General features: G+C 54.0%; 16 protein-coding genes. 13 read left to right on the forward strand and 3 right to left on the reverse strand.

The features are described 5' to 3' along the window. Positions 1-71 precede the first annotated feature (71 nt). The 3 genes from FKW19_RS08435 to FKW19_RS08445 all read right to left on the reverse strand — a co-directional run bounded on the left by FKW19_RS08435 (position 72) and on the right by FKW19_RS08445 (position 3,005). A complete protein-coding gene (locus FKW19_RS08435) occupies positions 72-701 on the reverse strand; it encodes an RDD family protein (protein WP_006115654.1) in 630 nt (209 codons plus the stop codon). A 57-nt stretch (positions 702-758) separates the two neighbouring features. Beyond that, positions 759-2,006: a bifunctional glutamate N-acetyltransferase/amino-acid acetyltransferase ArgJ gene (gene argJ / locus FKW19_RS08440; protein ID WP_089179811.1), complete on the reverse strand. Its 1,248-nt coding sequence runs from the start codon at positions 2,004-2,006 to the stop codon at positions 759-761. Positions 2,007-2,084: 78 nt separating this feature from the next. Beyond that, complete coding sequence (locus FKW19_RS08445) at positions 2,085-3,005, reverse strand: peptidylprolyl isomerase (protein WP_089179981.1); 921 nt, start codon at positions 3,003-3,005, stop codon at positions 2,085-2,087. Between the two features lie 226 nt (positions 3,006-3,231). Here FKW19_RS08445 and secA point away from each other — a divergent pair, with 226 nt between their 5' ends. The 13 genes from secA to tilS all read left to right on the forward strand — a co-directional run bounded on the left by secA (position 3,232) and on the right by tilS (position 16,056). Further along, positions 3,232-5,958, forward strand: coding sequence for a preprotein translocase subunit SecA (gene secA / locus FKW19_RS08450; protein ID WP_089179810.1), 2,727 nt, complete (start codon positions 3,232-3,234; stop codon positions 5,956-5,958). Between the two features lie 39 nt (positions 5,959-5,997). After that, positions 5,998-6,747 (forward strand): YebC/PmpR family DNA-binding transcriptional regulator, encoded by a 750-nt coding sequence (locus FKW19_RS08455; RefSeq protein ID WP_006115649.1) that lies wholly within the window; start codon positions 5,998-6,000, stop codon positions 6,745-6,747. Between the two features lie 6 nt (positions 6,748-6,753). Continuing rightward, the gene (gene ruvC / locus FKW19_RS08460; protein ID WP_006115648.1) at positions 6,754-7,260 is read left to right on the forward strand and encodes a crossover junction endodeoxyribonuclease RuvC; all 507 of its coding nucleotides are present in this window, start codon (positions 6,754-6,756) and stop codon (positions 7,258-7,260) included. Then, positions 7,257-7,868, forward strand: coding sequence for a Holliday junction branch migration protein RuvA (gene ruvA, locus FKW19_RS08465; protein WP_063354778.1), 612 nt, complete (start codon positions 7,257-7,259; stop codon positions 7,866-7,868). The genes ruvC and ruvA overlap by 4 nt, the downstream gene beginning before the upstream one ends. Beyond that, positions 7,865-8,941: a Holliday junction branch migration DNA helicase RuvB gene (ruvB, locus tag FKW19_RS08470; protein WP_006115646.1), complete on the forward strand. Its 1,077-nt coding sequence runs from the start codon at positions 7,865-7,867 to the stop codon at positions 8,939-8,941. Before ruvA ends, ruvB begins: the two co-directional genes overlap by 4 nt. Then, positions 8,938-9,351 (forward strand): tol-pal system-associated acyl-CoA thioesterase, encoded by a 414-nt coding sequence (gene ybgC / locus FKW19_RS08475; RefSeq protein WP_006115645.1) that lies wholly within the window; start codon positions 8,938-8,940, stop codon positions 9,349-9,351. The genes ruvB and ybgC overlap by 4 nt, the downstream gene beginning before the upstream one ends. 98 nt (positions 9,352-9,449) lie before the next feature. Then, positions 9,450-10,190: a protein TolQ gene (gene tolQ / locus FKW19_RS08480; RefSeq protein WP_006115644.1), complete on the forward strand. Its 741-nt coding sequence runs from the start codon at positions 9,450-9,452 to the stop codon at positions 10,188-10,190. A gap of 3 nt (positions 10,191-10,193) precedes the next feature. After that, complete coding sequence (gene tolR, locus FKW19_RS08485; RefSeq protein WP_006115643.1) at positions 10,194-10,625, forward strand: protein TolR; 432 nt, start codon at positions 10,194-10,196, stop codon at positions 10,623-10,625. Positions 10,626-10,655: 30 nt separating this feature from the next. Then, the gene (locus tag FKW19_RS08490) at positions 10,656-11,663 is read left to right on the forward strand and encodes an energy transducer TonB (RefSeq protein ID WP_089179809.1); all 1,008 of its coding nucleotides are present in this window, start codon (positions 10,656-10,658) and stop codon (positions 11,661-11,663) included. A gap of 23 nt (positions 11,664-11,686) precedes the next feature. After that, positions 11,687-13,051: a Tol-Pal system beta propeller repeat protein TolB gene (gene tolB, locus FKW19_RS08495; RefSeq protein ID WP_089179808.1), complete on the forward strand. Its 1,365-nt coding sequence runs from the start codon at positions 11,687-11,689 to the stop codon at positions 13,049-13,051. Positions 13,052-13,374: 323 nt separating this feature from the next. Beyond that, entirely contained in the window at positions 13,375-13,857 is a 483-nt protein-coding gene (gene pal, locus FKW19_RS08500; protein WP_006115640.1) for a peptidoglycan-associated lipoprotein Pal, read from the forward strand. A 118-nt stretch (positions 13,858-13,975) separates the two neighbouring features. Then, positions 13,976-14,740, forward strand: coding sequence for a tol-pal system YbgF family protein (locus FKW19_RS08505; RefSeq protein ID WP_039891593.1), 765 nt, complete (start codon positions 13,976-13,978; stop codon positions 14,738-14,740). A gap of 8 nt (positions 14,741-14,748) precedes the next feature. Continuing rightward, the gene (gene tilS / locus FKW19_RS08510) at positions 14,749-16,056 is read left to right on the forward strand and encodes a tRNA lysidine(34) synthetase TilS (protein ID WP_089179807.1); all 1,308 of its coding nucleotides are present in this window, start codon (positions 14,749-14,751) and stop codon (positions 16,054-16,056) included. Positions 16,057-16,190: the final 134 nt, after the last annotated feature.

Raw genomic sequence — 16,190 nt, forward strand, 5'->3', positions numbered from 1 at the left:
GGTAGGAGGCAAATTGGGCGGTATCAAGATGATGCGTGCTGATAGCAGTTGTTCAGAAGGGAGTGGATAAACTACCGGTGTGGTTGGAAGGGCGCAACTTGCTGTGTTTCTGCCCGGATAACCAATGTGCCAGCTATAAGATCATGCAGCCCCTGCTTGCGCCGCGTAAACGCAACCATAATGACGCCGATATACAGCAGTGGGAAAGAAATAAACGCCTTAATGACAAAGCGCAGAATAGCCTGCGCCAAGCTGATCTGCCCGCCTGAAAGTGTGACGACTTCCAACCGGCATACCCGTTTGCCGGGTGTGCCACGGAGGGAAGATGCCTCAAATAACACGTAATAGATTGCCGGAATAAGGGCGAGCAGCAGACTGGCGAGTGGCCAAGGCCCTGTGTGAATGTGCGGAATAAGAACGGAGATATTTTCAGGCTGCACGAAGGAGGCAACATCCACCACATTCATGCTTTGCCCAGAGCCATCAAGGGGAAGTTCCTGCCAATTAACAGTGACATTGGGTGCAACAAAAAACCCCAGAACGGTTTCTATGGCCCCAAGAATAATGCCATCAATCAGAAAGGCCCATACCCGCCACCAGAAGCCAGCGTAAATCCATACAGGAGCGGGCGTGCCGGGCTGCATTCCATAAAAATCGCCAGAAGGAGCCCCCCAGCCAGGGGGCGGTGCCGAATTGGACATAAGGGCCTGCTCCGCAGGAAAGATAAGTAAATAAACAGTTGGGGCAGATAGTGGCGCTTAGCTGCGGTAAGATCCGTTGATATCAATATAGCCGTGGGTCAGATCGCAGCTCCAAACCTGAGCGGTGCCTGTGCCAAGGCCAAGATCAACTGCAATATCGATTTCCTGCCCTTTCATATGCGCCACCACGGGGGTTTCGTCATATCCCTCTACAACGGTGCCATTACGGGCAATGCAGACACCACCAATAGAGACAGAAAGCGTATCGCGGTCTGCGGGTTCCCCACATTTGCCAACAGCCATCACAATGCGGCCCCAGTTGGCATCTTCCCCTGCTACGGCGGTTTTTACCAGTGGGGAATTGCCAATAGCCATGGCAACACGCCATGCAGATTGATCGGATACAGCGCCGCTGACCTGAATGCTCATCAGCTTGGTAATGCCCTCACCATCCCGAATAACCAGCAGGGCGAGATCATGCAGAACGGCGTTCAACGCGGTGCGGAAATCAGCCAGTTCTGGGTTTGTTAGAGCATCTGTGGTGGCGGCAATATCAAGATTCTGCGCGGCCCCGGTTGCAAACAGCAGCACCATGTCAGACGTTGAGGTGTCCGAGTCCACCGTAATGCAATTGAAGGTTTTTTGGATACCTGCAATCAACAGGGTTTGCAGCACAGATGCAGGCAGCTTTGCATCGGTTGCAACAAAGGCAAGCATGGTGGCCATGTCTGGCGCGATCATGCCACTGCCTTTGGCGATACCTTGAATAATAACTTCCGTGCCTTTGAGTGTGGCCTTGCGCACGGCCACTTTGGGAAAGGTATCCGTGGTCATGATCCCGCGTGCGGCATCTTCCCACCCGTTTTCTGAAAGGGCGGTATGCAGTGCTGGAAGCGCAGAGGTGATGCGCTCAGCAGGCAGAATTTCCCCAATAACACCGGTAGAAGCTAAATAAACATTTTTGGCAGAACAGCCTGCCAGTTTGGCTGCGGCTTCTGCTGTGGCTTCACATGTTTTGCGTCCGGCTTGGCCAGTAAATACGTTGGCGTTCCCGGCATTTACAACCAATGCGCGGGCCTCCCCTTTGGGCAGAATAGCACGGCACCAATCTACAGGTGCGCCGGGGCATTTGGATTTGGTAAATACGCCCGCAACTGTGGTGCCGGGGGCCATTTCAGCCAGAACCAGATCTGTGCGGCCTTTATAACGAATACCAGCTGCAATAGCGCCAAGGCGAATCCCACGCACAACACCAAGTTCCGGCATTGGCAGGGCCAGGGGGGAAACGGGGATTGTCTGCGCCATCTGGCGGTATCCTTAAAGGGTATCTGTGCAAAAACCTCGCCCTGCATATCTAAGGGCGAGGTTTGCGGTTTAATGGTTTTATTTCTTGGGTGCGGTAGCCGGTGCTGGTGCATCAGCTAGCGGCTTGCCGGTATTGGGGTCAAAACGCACGATTTTAACCTGATTGGTGGCTTTATCCACAGCTTCACGTACATATTTCTGGATAAGAGCCTGACGGATTTTGTCCCGTACAGAATCCAGTGTGGGAACCGGGTCTGTGCGTGTGTCCAGCACCTGAATGACATGGTAGCCATACTGGCTTTTTACCGGAGTGCTGCTGATTTCACCTTTTTTCATGGCGAATGCAGCATCAGAGAAGGCCGGGATCATGTCTGTTTTCTTGAACCAGCCCAGATCACCACCGTTTTGCTGGGCGCTGCCCTTGTCGGTAGAAACTTCTGCGGCCAATTTACCAAAATCTGCGCCAGCCTTCAGCTTCTTGATAACATCATTAGCTTCTGCTTCGGTTTTCACCAGAATATGGCGGGCATGCACTTCTTTTTCGGCTGGCTTGCCTGCGTAATTCTGATCATAATACTGCTTAATGGCATCATCATTCAGGTGTGGCATAACCTGCTCAGACAACCACGCATTCTGCAATGCGGTGTTGGAAGCATTCACCATCATCTGCTGGGTTTCAGGCTTTTTGTCCAACCCTTCTTTCTGCGCCGTAATCAGAATGGCTTTCTGATCTGCTAACTGGTTGACCAGCATGGGGAAAATAAGGTTCGGGGGAAGCTGGCGCATCTGCGGTGGCAAAGAGATCATGGCCGTCTGCACATCAGACAGCGTGATTTTTTCACCATTCACGGTGGCTACCACAGCGTTGGGGTCTGCTGGCTTTGCAGGTGCGGCCGAAGCTGCGGGAGCGGGGTCTGCTGCAAAGGAGGGCGTGCAAAGGGTGGTGGTAGCAAAAAGAGCTGCTGCTGCCAGGCCAAACGCGTGGGGAATAAGCCGCATGTGTATTAAAACCTTTAAAGCCATTAAAACCTATTTATCCTGTATGAAGGAGGGCTTTCCACCCGGCAACCCCTGTTTCAATCCTGCTTCCACCGGTACGGTTGGTTGACCGCAACCCGCCCCGGTCCTATTTTGCACGGCAAGCCAGCCATGCCAGTGTCCCTTGCTGCATTACCATTTGGGGTAGTGCAGGGGTAAGGGGCCGCATTGTTCCGGAAAGGTGTTCATGCTTTCACGCTTTGTCCGCGCCCTGTTCGGCACCGCCAACGACCGGACGCTTAAGATATTTCAACGCCGGGTGCCGGAGATCAACGCGCTTGAACCACAGGTACAGGCGCTGGATGATACCGCCCTTTCCGGCAAAACGCAGGAATTCCGAGATCGGATCGCCAAAGGCGAAAGTCTGGATGATCTGCTGCCCGAAGCCTTTGCTGTGTGCCGTGAGGCCTCGCGCAGGGTGTTGGGGATGCGGCATTTTGACGTGCAGTTGATTGGCGGCATGGTGCTTCATTCTGGCCGAATTGCAGAAATGCGCACCGGGGAAGGTAAAACCCTGGTGGCCACGCTGGCTGTGTATCTCAGCGCGCTAGCGGGCAAGGGCGTGCATGTTGTGACTGTGAACGACTATCTTGCCGCGCGTGACGCGGCAGAGATGGGGCGGCTTTACAGTTTTCTGGGCCTAACAACGGGCGTGATTGTGCCCAATATGCCCGATGATGCGCGCCGCCAAGCTTATGCGTCTGATATTACCTACGGCACAAACAACGAATTCGGCTTCGATTATCTACGTGATAATATGAAGTACCAGTTGGGCGAAATGGTGCAGCGTCCCTTCTACCACGCCATTGTGGACGAAGTGGATTCGATTCTGATTGATGAAGCCCGTACCCCCCTGATTATTTCCGGGCCGGCGGAAGACAGTTCAGATCTATATCGCGCAGTAGATGCCGTGGTCGCCCAGCTTGTGCAGGACCCCACTACCTTTGAAAAAGATGAAAAGTTCCGCACTGTTATTCTGACGGATGCAGGTTCTGACCATGTGGAAAATCTGCTGCGTCAGGCAGGTGTGCTGGATGAAGGCGGCCTTTACGATTTGCAGCACGTAGCTGTGGTGCATCATGTTCAGCAGTCTTTGCGCGCGCATACGTTATTCTCGCGGGATGTGGATTACATCGTGCGGGATGGCAAAGTGGTGATTATTGACGAATTCACTGGCCGTATGATGGAAGGCCGCCGGTATTCCGACGGCCTGCATCAGGCGCTGGAAGCCAAGGAACACGTGGAGGTTCAGCAGGAAAATCAGACGCTGGCTTCCATTACCTTCCAGAATTATTTCCGCCTTTATCCCAAGCTTTCCGGCATGACCGGCACCGCCATGACAGAGGCGGATGAGTTTGCAGAAATCTACAATCTGGATGTGGTGGCTATTCCCACCAACCGTCCGGTTGCGCGTAAGGATGAAGACGACGAGATTTATCTGACAGAGCAGGAAAAGTTTGCTGCTGTTGTTAAACTCATTCGGGATGTGCATGAACGTGGCCAGCCGATTTTGGTCGGCACCACGTCTATTGAAAAAAGTGAAGCGCTCTCAGATCTGCTGAAAAGCGAAGCTATCCCACATCACGTGTTGAACGCCCGTTTCCATGAGATGGAAGCCAAGATTGTGGCGCAGGCAGGTGCGCCGGGTGCCATTACCATTGCCACCAACATGGCTGGCCGCGGCACGGATATTAAGCTCGGCGGCAATGTGGAAATGCTGATCTCCCAAACCTTGGGAGAAATGGAAGATTCCCCAGAGCGTGATGCGGCTGAAAAAGAAATCCGTGATCGCGTTGCGCGAGATCATGATATCGTGCAGCAGGCTGGTGGCCTGTACGTTGTTGGCACGGAACGGCATGAAAGCCGGCGTATTGATAACCAGCTACGCGGTCGAGCTGGCCGTCAGGGTGATCCCGGTAATTCCAAATTCTTTATCTCGCTTCAGGATGACCTGATGCGTATTTTCGGTTCAGACCGCATGAGCGGAATGTTCCAGAAAATGGGCATGAAGGAAGGCGAGGCCATTGTTCATCCATGGTTGAGCAAGGCGCTGGAACGGGCACAAAGAAAAGTCGAAGCCCGCAACTTCGATATGCGCAAGAACACGCTCAAATATGATGACGTGATGAATGATCAGCGCAAGGAAGTGTATGCCCAGCGCCGTGAGTTTATGGCGACTGAGGATGTATCTTCCATTGTGACGGAAGCGCAGGAAGATGTTATTGATGCGATGGTAGCGCGCCGTATCCCAGAAAAATCCTTTGCGGAACAATGGGATGTGGCTGGCCTGACGGAAGATGTGCAAAAAATCTTCGGTCTGGATCTGCCGATAGCAGCTTGGGCCAAGGAAGACGGCATGGACGCCGAGGCTGTGGCGGATCGGATCAGCCAAGCAGCCACACAGGCGCAAGCTGCCCGAGCCGCCAATATCGGCCCAGACTTAATGCGCTTTATTGAAAAGCAGATCTTGCTGACAACATATGATGCGGTGTGGAAAGAGCATCTGCATGCGCTGGATCAGTTGCGGCAGGGCATTGGCTTGCGTGCTTATGGCCAGAAAGATCCGCTGAACGAATATAAGCACGAAGCTTTCCAGCTATTTACATTCATGTTGGAAGAAATGCGCCAGCGTGTGGTTGGGCTGATGGCGCGGGTGGAAGTAACGCCTCCGCCAGCGGCTGTTGATCCGTTTGCCGATACGGCAGAAATCCATGCTGATCCGGAAGTGCAGGGATACGCCTCGGAACCGGGGCCTGGTCTTTCACCCGGTGCATCGCCGGAAATGGCTACGCCTATCGGTGGTAGCGCCATTATGCCGGATGATCCTTCAAGCTGGGGTGAGACACCTCGTAACGCGCCCTGCCCATGTGGTTCGGGCCAGAAATACAAGCATTGTCACGGGCGGCTTGTCTAAAGCCCGCCCGGCACTGTTGCAGACGACAAGGTAAGGAAGATGGCTGGTCATTCCCAGTTTAAGAACATTATGCACCGTAAAGGTGCGCAGGATGCAAAACGCTCTAAGCAGTTTGGTAAGGTTATTCGGGAACTTACGGTGGCAACGCGTTCAGGCTTGCCTGATCCAGCAGCAAACCCGCGCTTGCGTGCAGCTATTTCAGCTGCGCGTGAAGTCAATATGCCTAAAGACACGATCGAACGCGCCATTAAAAAGGCATCTGGTGCCGCAGGTAGTGATGACTATGTGGAAGTGCGCTACGAAGGGTACGGCCCTGCCGGTGTGGCGATTATTGTTGAAGGCCTAACCGACAATCGCAATCGTACGGCATCTGATGTGCGCGCTGCTTTCTCCAAACACGGCGGGTCTATGGGGGAAAGCAATTCCGTTTCCTTCATGTTCCGCCGGTTGGGTGTGATTGCGTATCCGGCGTCTGTAGCTTCTGAAGATGAAATGCTGGAAGCAGCTATTGAGGCTGGCGCAGAAAATGTTGTTTCTACAGAAACATCGCATGAAGTGACGTGTGAAGTAGAATCCTTCTTTGCGGTGAAGGATGCGCTGGAAGCGCGCTTTGGTGAGCCAGAAAGCGCCAAGCTAGATTGGCGCCCGGAAAACACTGTAACGCTGGATGAAGATAAAGCGCGTAGCCTGTTCAAACTACTGGATACGCTTGAAGATCATGATGACGTACAGAATGTGTACGCCAATTTTGACCTGCCGGATGATCTGGCCGAAAAACTTTCGGCCTAGAGTATAATGGTACGTCTGCTCGGCATTGATCCCGGCCTGCGATTTACGGGGTGGGGCGTGATTGATGTCGAGGGCAATCGGCTCCGGCATGTTGAAAATGGCATTATTGCAACCAATAGTGCCGATAGCGTGCCAGACCGTTTAAAGGTGCTGCATGACAACCTGCTGATGCTGATAAACAGGTTGGAACCTGCAGAAGCAGCGGTTGAAGAAACTTATGTAAACCGTAATGGTTCGGCCACCCTTAAGCTGGGTTATGCGCGTGGCGTGGCGTTGTTGGTGCCCGCATTGGTAGGGGTAAGTGTGGCGGAATACGGCGCACTTTCTGTTAAAAAATCGGTTGTTGGTACCGGATCAGCAGATAAAAAACAGGTAGAAATGATGGTGCGGCGGCTTTTGCCCGGAGCAGAAATTGTCCGTGCAGATGCTTCGGATGCACTGGCGGTTGCTATCTGCCATGCGCATCATCGTGCCAGTGCACGTCATATTGCAGCCGGGGTAAGAATGGCATGATTGCGTTTTTATGCGGATTGGTCATTCAAGTTGATCTGGGGAGCTGCGTTATAGACGTAAACGGTGTTGGCTATCTTGTTGCTGCATCTACACGCACTTTGGCCGCCTTACCCAATCCTCCAGAAAAAGCACGGCTTCTGATAGAAACCGTTGTGCGCGAAGATGCTATTCTTCTGTACGGTTTTATGGAAAGCGCAGAGCGTGAATGGTTCCGGTTGCTTACAAGTGTACAAGGGGTGGGGGCAAAGGTTGCTCTTGGTATCTTGTCCACCCTTTCACCGGGAGAGTTGGTGGCCGCGTTGATGACATCCGATAAAGCCAGCCTTACGCGTGCCCCCGGTGTGGGTGGTCGGTTGGCAGAGCGGATTCTGACAGAACTGCGTGATAAAGCTGGTAAAATGCCTGGTGGTGGGAGCGGTGGTATTACTATTCCGGCCATGGCAACCCCTGCGGGTAGCATAGAAGCAGATGCTCTTATGGCGCTGGCAGGCTTGGGTTTCCGTCGGGCAGAAGCGGCGCCTGTGGTGCGGAAAGTGATGGATACGCACGGGGCTGCCGCCACACTGGATCTGGTGATTCGTGACAGCCTGAAAGATCTTGCCCGATGAGTGCGGAGTTTACGCCTGATCGGGAAATTGATGCAGCACGGCGGGAGGAAGATGTTGGCGAATCCACACTTCGCCCGCAAACTCTGCATGATTTTACAGGCCAGAAGGCTAGTCGGGAAAATCTTTCCATCTTTATCAAGGCCGCCAAACAGCGTGGTGATGCCTTAGATCATGTTCTGCTGCATGGGCCGCCGGGGTTGGGTAAAACAACCTTGGCCCAGATTGTTGCGCGCGAACTAGGGGTGGGTTTTCGGGCCACATCTGGCCCCGTTATCCAGCGTGCGGGTGATCTGGCAGCAATTCTTACCAACCTACAGCCCCGCGATGTGCTGTTTATTGATGAAATCCATCGCCTTCAGCCCGCGATTGAGGAAATTCTCTATCCTGCGATGGAAGATTTCCAGCTTGATCTGATTATTGGTGAGGGCCCGGCTGCGCGGTCTGTCCGTATTGATCTGCCGCCCTTTACGCTTGTGGCAGCTACCACGCGCGCAGGCCTTTTGGCCACGCCATTGCGGGACAGGTTTGGTATTCCCCTTCGGCTGGTTTTTTATACGCCGGAAGAACTGTGTAAAATTGTGGCACGAGGGGCAGAAAAGCTGGATTTTGCCCTTACGCAAGGTGGTGCAATGGAAATTGCCCGTCGTTCACGCGGTACGCCACGTATTGCCGGACGGTTGCTGCGCCGAGTGCGGGATTTTGCATCTGTAACCGTGCCTGTCGGGGTGCCTGTGGAAACGGAAGTGGCGGATGCGGCTCTCAAGCGGCTAGAGGTTGATGCACTTGGGCTGGATGCCATGGATAGGCGCTATCTGCGCCGGATTGCCGAATATCATCATGGTGGCCCTGTCGGGGTGGAAACGCTGGCGGCAGCTCTGGCCGAATCGCGCGATACATTGGAAGATGTCATTGAACCTTACCTGATCCAGGAAGGTCTGGTTCTGCGTACCACCCGCGGTCGTGTTCTTGGTGAACGCGGCTGGCGGCATCTGGGGCTTACTCCTCCGGCTTCGGCTACGGGGGGCAACCAGCAAATGGATTTTCTTGCAGGCGAGGATGAGGGGGAAGAATGACCACCCACTCCATAGATTTCAGAATCTATTACGAAGATACAGATGCGGGCGGCATTGTTTACCATGCACGGTATCTTGCGTTTGCAGAACGTGCGCGCACCGAAGCGATTCGGAGCTTGGGTATGCCGGCATCCAGTTTGCAGGAAGAATATGGGCTTGTTTTTGTAGTGCGTGATGCCCGCCTTGCCTACAAAATGCCCTTAAAACTGGATGATATTGTAACAGTTACCACTCGTTTGATTGACTTGAGAGCGGCCAGTTGCCGGCTGGATCAGCTTTGCACGCGTGGTGATGATATATGCGCTCAGGTTGAAGTTGGTCTGGCCTGCGTGAAGGTATCAGATGGCCGTCCTGCCCGATTTCCGCCGTTATGGCGTGATTTGTTGCAGAAATTGGCATCAAAGGGATGAAAGCGCCTCTTCTGCTTTTTTGAGGAACCAAGTAAGAAGCAGGAGCGTCGGGCAAAGCATGTGTCTCGACCGAGTCGGAGACAGATCGCCCGTAAGGGGTGCAGAGGCAGGAGGCTTTATTGGATCGTGCGGTTGATGCGGCAAATCTCGGCGTAAATGCGGCGGGAGATTTGTCAGTATGGGCGTTGTTCATGCACGCCTCGCTTGTTGTCAAAATTGTCATGCTTGGGCTGCTGATTTGCAGCGTGATGGTATGGGCAATTATTTTGGACAAGTTTGTCACGTTGCGTCGCATCAATCGTGAAGCCACAGGGTTTGAAGATCGCTTCTGGTCTGGTGGTAGCCTTGATGATCTGTATGAAAGTGATGGCGCCAAGCCCACCAACCCAATGTCTGCCGTATTTGGCGCAGCTATGGGGGAATGGCGGCGCTCAGCCCGCATTCCCGGTGTGGATCTGGTGCGTGGTGGCGTTAAGGAGCGTGTTGACCGCGCTATTGGTATTACCATCACGCGTGAAATGGACCGCCTGCGCCGCTGGGTAATTTTTCTGGCAACGGTTGCACCTGTTGCGCCGTTTGTTGGTCTGTTTGGCACGGTATGGGGGATTATGCATTCCTTCAGCTCCATTGCGGCTGAACACAATACAAACCTCAGCGTTGTGGCCCCCGGCATTTCCGAAGCCCTGTTTGCAACGGCTATTGGCCTGTTAACGGCTATTCCAGCTTATGTGGCGTATAACGTCATCAGCAACAGCATGGATCTTTTCCAGGATCGTCTGGAAGGTTTTGGTACCGAGTTTGCTGCCATTCTTTCTCGCCAGTCCGAAGAGAGGACCTGAGATATGGCAATGCCGTCGGGAGGAAGCGGACGCCGCCGCAGGCGTCCGATGGCCGAAATTAACGTCACTCCCATGGTGGACGTGATGTTGGTGCTGCTGATCATCTTTATGGTGACATCTCCAATGATGACCAGCGGTGTGAATGTTGATCTGCCCAAAACAGATGCGCGCCCGGTTAATTCAGACAGCAAGCCCATTACCGTTTCCATCAAGTCTGATGGCACGCTGTATCTGGGGGACAACCCCGTTACGGCAGATCAGCTTGTGGCCCAGTTGAAGGCTGCCTCCAACAATGATCCATCCCACCGTATTTTTGTACGTGGGGATGCCCATATTGATTACGGGCAGGTCATGCAGGTTATGGGGCAGATTACGGAAGGCGGCTTTACGCATGTGGCTCTGCTGGCGCAGCAACCTGCCAGCAGTGGGCATTAAGCCATCCGATAGGGTGGAGAGGTACGAACAATGCCCATGGCAAGGCCACGCCGGTCTGATCAGATTATACTCCGGCGATCGCTTTATCTGTCAGGGGGCGCGCATGTCGCGCTTCTGCTGGCGCTGCTGATCACTCTTCCGCCGCCCAAGCCGCCGGAAGAGCCCCCACAGCCTACGATTGAAATGCAGTTCGAGCAGTCGGATGCACAGGAAGGCGGCCCTGCCGCCAAGGCAGAAACGGCTGCGGCTGAACCCAAACCGCCTGCGCCGGAAGAAAAGGAAGCTCCGCCAACGCCAGAGCCTCCGAAGGATGTGCCGAATGAGGAGGCCCCGCCGCCACCTCCGCCGCCACAGCCTGTTCCGCCGCCGCCCGTGCCGGAATCTGAAAAGCTGCCAGATGTGCCTCTGCCCCCCAAGGCGGAAGAGCCATCTCCTGAGGTCGTGAAAACACCGCCGTTTCCACCTTCTCCGGTGCAGCCGACGAATAGTGTGGCGCCACCTTCGCCCATTACGCAGCCCACGGATACCCTGCCGGATGCAGCGGTTCCGTCTCATATCACGCAGCCGAACAAGGCGAAGAAGAGCCAGGCAGAGTCTCATTCCCTGCTGGAAACGTTGGATACGTTTCGGTCGGATCAGAAGCAGACGCATGCACCCAAGGCACGCGCTAATCCGGTTGCTGGCGGTTCGCCCAAAGGTGGTGGTTCCCCCGTGGGTAGTAACATTACGGGCAGCCTGAGTGCTGGCCAGCAAAAAGCTATCGGGGCTGCGGTAAGGCGCTGCTACACAGAGGATACTGCCGCCAAAGATTATGCCAGTTTTGTGGCGCATTTGGTGGTTACGGTAGATGGAACGGGTGAAGCCCGCATTGTGCAGTTTGCGCCAGAAACACAGGCCCGTATGAATGCGGATTCTTCGTATCGTGCGCTGGCTGAAAGAGCTCGGGCCGCTGTTCTAAGCCCAACATGTGCCAAGCTGCCAATTCCCAAGGAACTGCTGGGGCAGCCACGGCAACTGAAGTTTGTATTCAGGCCTTGAGCAGGCCTTAGGGAGAAAAACACATGGTGATGAGTACCCGCCCCTTTATTTCCGATCAGGAAGCCGATGTGCTGGTTGGCGCGCTGCGCCGACGCAGCCTGCTGGGGGCCAGTGTGGCTGCTGGCGGTATTATGGCCATGCCTGTTGGCGCATTTGCGGCTGCCAGCGCCCCAGAAGCTGAAATTACCGTTGATCAGGCCCGCACAGCGCCTATTCCCATCATCATCCCCAATTTTGGCGGTGGCTTGGGCGAGAAAATTGCCGAAGTGCTGACGAATGATCTGAACAATACAGGTTTGTTCAAGGTTATGCCGGGCAGCACAACATCTGGCACGCCAGATTTTGCGACTTCCAAAAGCATGGGCGCACACGCGCAGGTAACGGGTTCCGTTTCTGGTGGTGGTTCCTCTGTGCGGGTGGAAATGCGCTTGTGGGATGTGTTGAGCCATCAGCAGATTCAAGGCACGGCTTATACCACCTCTGCTGCCAACTGGCGGCGAATTGCCCATATTGTTGGCGATGTTATTTACCAGCGAATGTTAGGTGAAAAAGGGTATTTTGATACCCGGATCGCCTTTATTTCCCGTTCTGGCCCACGTGGGCACCAGCGTACGCGTCTGGCCGTTATGGATCAGGACGGTGCAAACGCTCGGATGCTGACAACTGGCAAGTGGCTGACCCTGACACCGCGCTTTAGCCCGGTGAAGGATCAGATTGCCTTCATGTCCTATGCTAACAACCGCCCTCGGGTTTATCTGTTTGATTTGACCAGTGGCCGTCAGCAGATTCTGGGTGAATTTGAAGGTATTTCCTTCGCGCCACGTTTCTCACCAGATGGGCGTTCTGTTGTGCTGTCAGTCACCCGTAATGGCGGGTCTGATCTGTATGTTGTGGATCTGGCCTCTGGCTCGCGCCGTCAGATCACGTCTTCTGGGGCTATTGATACCAGCCCGTGCTTTAGCCCGGATGGATCACAGATCGTATTCAACTCGGATCGTGGTGGCAGCCCGCAGATTTATATCATGTCGGCTTCCGGTGGTGGTGCACGCCGTATTTCTTACGGTCAGGGCACGTATGGGTCTCCAGTGTGGTCTCCGCGTGGGGATCTGATTGCGTTTACCCGTATTGCCGGGGGTATGTTCTCGCTTGGTGTTATGGCGCCGGATGGCACTGGTGAGCGAATCATGACGCAGGGCTTTACGGTGGAAAGCCCAAGCTTCTGCCCCAATGGGCGCGTGCTGGCATATTGCCGCCAGAGCCGCGCAGGTGCAGGTGGTGCGGGCTTTAGTTCTACCATTGGAATGGTGGATATTACGGGCTTTAATGACCGCGTTCTGCCCACGCCAGAAGCGGCGTCAGATCCGGCATGGTCTCCATTAAACGGCTAAAAAACGGCTGTTTGTGAAGAAAACCCCACATCACAAAAATGTGATGTGGGGTTTTTGCTGTCCATAATTTGGCCGCAATAAAGGCGTATAAGACCAATAAGCAGAAGTGTGTCTTTTTCGTCTCACTCAGTGTATGGCTGGTATGAGATACAGAGATGCAACTTGACCCACAGAATAAGCTATGGCTTAGGGCAAGTTGGTCTCCAAAATTCGTCGGCTCTTCGAAGGGTTCGGAGAGGAGCAGAAGAAGACGCGGAGATACAAGGTTAAAACTCTTTTCTCCCGAATAGTTCCGCAAGGAACCAATTCTCAGGATCCGACACATGAGACTAAAAGTAGTTGCCGCGCTTGGTATGGTTGCCCTGCTGTCAGCCTGCGCCCACGATAACGCAAACACTGGTGCCTCCAATGGTGCTGCTACCACGCAGCCTACCATCAGCGGCCCCGTTCCCGGCAGTGAAGCTGATCTGGTTGCAAACGTGGGTGACCGCGTTTTCTACGACCTGAACAAAAGCGGCCTGCGCGATGATGCCAAGGACACCCTGCAGAAGCAGGCTGACTGGCTGGCAAAATACCCGCAGGTTAATGTTGAAGTTGCCGGTAATTGCGATGACCGCGGCACCGAAGAATACAACATTGCTCTGGGCCAGCGCCGCGCCAATGCAGCGCGTGATTACCTGGTTGCCAAGGGCGTAGCTTCTTCCCGTATTTCCACCATTTCCTACGGTAAAGATCGTCCGACCGCTCTGGGTGATGATGAAGATGCATGGGCTCAGAACCGTAACGCCATTACCTCTGTTAAATAAGATTTCAGAATTTTCTGAAAGCTGACAGAGCAGAAACAGGCCGGGTGTTAAAGCCCGGCCTGTTTTGTATTGTAAGCACTTGTCTTGCAGAACAAAGTGGTATGATGTTTCTGCCTATATGTTGTGGAAGGGTAAGAACCTGATGAAAATCTGCTTCAAAGCATCGCGGCATGTCCGCACAGGGCTTGTGGCGTTGGCAATGGCAACCGCAATAAGCAGTGTGTGCGTGCCAGTTGCATGGGCGCGGGATACTGCAAACGCAGGCACGAATGATCTGATTGCCCAGTTGCTGGACCGGGTGAGCACGTTAGAGCAGCAGCAGCGCGATATGCGTGGTGAAATTGACCAGCTGACCAATGAACTGCAACAGAAAACAGCGGCCCTTTCCAAGCAGATAGCAGATAATCAGTTTGCAGCTCAGGCAAGTGCTGGCGGCGCAGGTGCTTCTACGGCTGCCGCAGCTTCAACAGATGCAACAGCCAAGGAAACTGCAAAGCCCACCACGCCAGATGGATTGCTTGCCAGCGGGAAGGCCGCTTTGCAGAAAAAAGATTATGCAGAAGCGCAGTCTGATGCTGAATCAGCGCTTAAGAATGCCAAAGGTGCTTTTAAGGTAGATGCACAATTTCTGCTGGCACAGTCCTTGGCTGGCCAAAAGCAGTATCGTCAGTCTGCCGTGGCATATTATGATGCTTACCGGCAGGCCCCCAAAAGTGGGCGTGCCCCAGATGCGTTGCTAGGCGTTTCGGCTTCCCTTCTGGCATTGGGGGATAAAAAGGCATCGTGTGAAGCGCTTTCCAAGCTGAAAACAGAATTCCCCACACCTTCCACACGTGTTGCACACGCAGCAGAAGTCTATGCCAAACGAGGCGGCTGCGAATAACGGTTAGCGTGGTATCGGGAAAAGTGTCTGCTCCTGTATTTTTTGGGCGTGATGTTTTTTCCGATCAGCCCGTTTCTCCGGTTTGTTTTGCGCAATGTATGGCCCAGTTAGGGCCGTTTTTTCCTGATCAATCCGATTGTCCTCCGGTTGCTATGGCTGTTTCTGGCGGCGGCGATAGCTTATGTCTTGCGTGGTTGGCCTCTTTTTGGCGGAAAAACCTGCTGGCTTTGGTTGTGGATCACGGTTTGCGGCCTGAATCTGGGTTGGAAGCGCATCAGACCCTTGCCCGCCTACAGGCAATGAATATTCCAGCGCAGTTGTTAGTGCTTACAGATCTCAAAAAAGGCTCGGCCATGGCGCACAGAGCCAGAGAGGCCCGTTATGCGCGTCTGATAGCTGCTTGCCAGGAACATGGATGCACAGATCTTTTGCTAGGACATCAGGCGGATGATCTGGCTGAAACAGTCTGGATGCGTCAAAACTCCAGCAGTGGGCCAGAAGGATTGGCCGGTATGGGTTGGATAACTGTGCGGCCGGATATTCGTCTTATTCGTCCCATGCTTGGGTTTTCTCGGCAGGCACTGCGAAATACTTTACGGCAAGCGCATGTTGAATGGGTGGATGATCCCTCCAATCAAGATCAGCGCGCTGAGCGTGTGCGTTTGCGCTACTTGCTGCAAAAAAACGATCAACGTGCGCATTTCTGGCAACTCGGCATGCAATCCGGCCAATTTCGGATGTGCAGGGAACGTGAACGTACCGCGCAGCTTGCGCAGCATATTGTGATGCGACCAGAAGGATGGGCCATTCTGGGGCCGGAGTTGCCAGATGTTGATGTGCTTGCGGCTCTTATCCGCAGTATTGGTGGGGCTGAATATCCGCCCTCTCAATCTGCTGTGGCGCGCTTGAAAGATATGGCAGCAGAAGCCACGTTAGCTGGAACGAGGCTGATCCGGCATGAACAGCAATGGGCTCTGCTACGTGAAGAAGCTGCAATGGCTTCTGCCGTGCAGGCAGAAAATGGCACAGTATGGGACAACCGGTTTGTGTTGCGCCTTCCTACATCAGTTCAGAAAGAAGGGCTGATGGTTGCAGCGGCAGGGTATGGGCTGGCGCGCAAAATGCGTAATGGGCAGCAAGCAAAGTTTTGTGCTGTGCTTCCTGCATTGTGGCGTGCAGGCAAACGCGTTGCTGTACCGCATTTGGGCTGGGTAGTGGAAGATGAGCCCGATTTGCATGGGGCAGAGTTCATTTTTCGCCCTATGGTTTCGGTTACCAGCAGCAGCGTGTATGGTGCAGTTGCACAAGATTCTTAAAATATGTGCGGCTCGCAGACTAGGAATACGCAGGTGGCCTCCCATTTAATAAAGGGAGAGGTTGCTTTTTTCTGCGGCAGCCGGTCAGATAAAGACTCTTCCGGCATTCTCGCACTAGGTATGGATATACGGGC

Source organism: Acetobacter sp. DmW_125128 (genome assembly GCF_008704325.1).
In the GTDB taxonomy this organism is placed as follows: domain Bacteria; phylum Pseudomonadota; class Alphaproteobacteria; order Acetobacterales; family Acetobacteraceae; genus Acetobacter; species Acetobacter oryzifermentans.

Coding starts and splice junctions, on each gene's coding strand:
- FKW19_RS08435 (WP_006115654.1), bottom strand. CDS start 701: ATGTCCAATTCGGCACCGCCCCCTGGCTGGGGGGCTCCTTCTGGCGAT.
- argJ (WP_089179811.1), bottom strand. CDS start 2,006: ATGGCGCAGACAATCCCCGTTTCCCCCCTGGCCCTGCCAATGCCGGAA.
- FKW19_RS08445 (WP_089179981.1), bottom strand. CDS start 3,005: ATGCGGCTTATTCCCCACGCGTTTGGCCTGGCAGCAGCAGCTCTTTTT.
- secA (WP_089179810.1), top strand. CDS start 3,232: ATGCTTTCACGCTTTGTCCGCGCCCTGTTCGGCACCGCCAACGACCGG.
- FKW19_RS08455 (WP_006115649.1), top strand. CDS start 5,998: ATGGCTGGTCATTCCCAGTTTAAGAACATTATGCACCGTAAAGGTGCG.
- ruvC (WP_006115648.1), top strand. CDS start 6,754: ATGGTACGTCTGCTCGGCATTGATCCCGGCCTGCGATTTACGGGGTGG.
- ruvA (WP_063354778.1), top strand. CDS start 7,257: ATGATTGCGTTTTTATGCGGATTGGTCATTCAAGTTGATCTGGGGAGC.
- ruvB (WP_006115646.1), top strand. CDS start 7,865: ATGAGTGCGGAGTTTACGCCTGATCGGGAAATTGATGCAGCACGGCGG.
- ybgC (WP_006115645.1), top strand. CDS start 8,938: ATGACCACCCACTCCATAGATTTCAGAATCTATTACGAAGATACAGAT.
- tolR (WP_006115643.1), top strand. CDS start 10,194: ATGGCAATGCCGTCGGGAGGAAGCGGACGCCGCCGCAGGCGTCCGATG.
- FKW19_RS08490 (WP_089179809.1), top strand. CDS start 10,656: ATGCCCATGGCAAGGCCACGCCGGTCTGATCAGATTATACTCCGGCGA.
- tolB (WP_089179808.1), top strand. CDS start 11,687: ATGGTGATGAGTACCCGCCCCTTTATTTCCGATCAGGAAGCCGATGTG.
- pal (WP_006115640.1), top strand. CDS start 13,375: ATGAGACTAAAAGTAGTTGCCGCGCTTGGTATGGTTGCCCTGCTGTCA.
- FKW19_RS08505 (WP_039891593.1), top strand. CDS start 13,976: ATGTTGTGGAAGGGTAAGAACCTGATGAAAATCTGCTTCAAAGCATCG.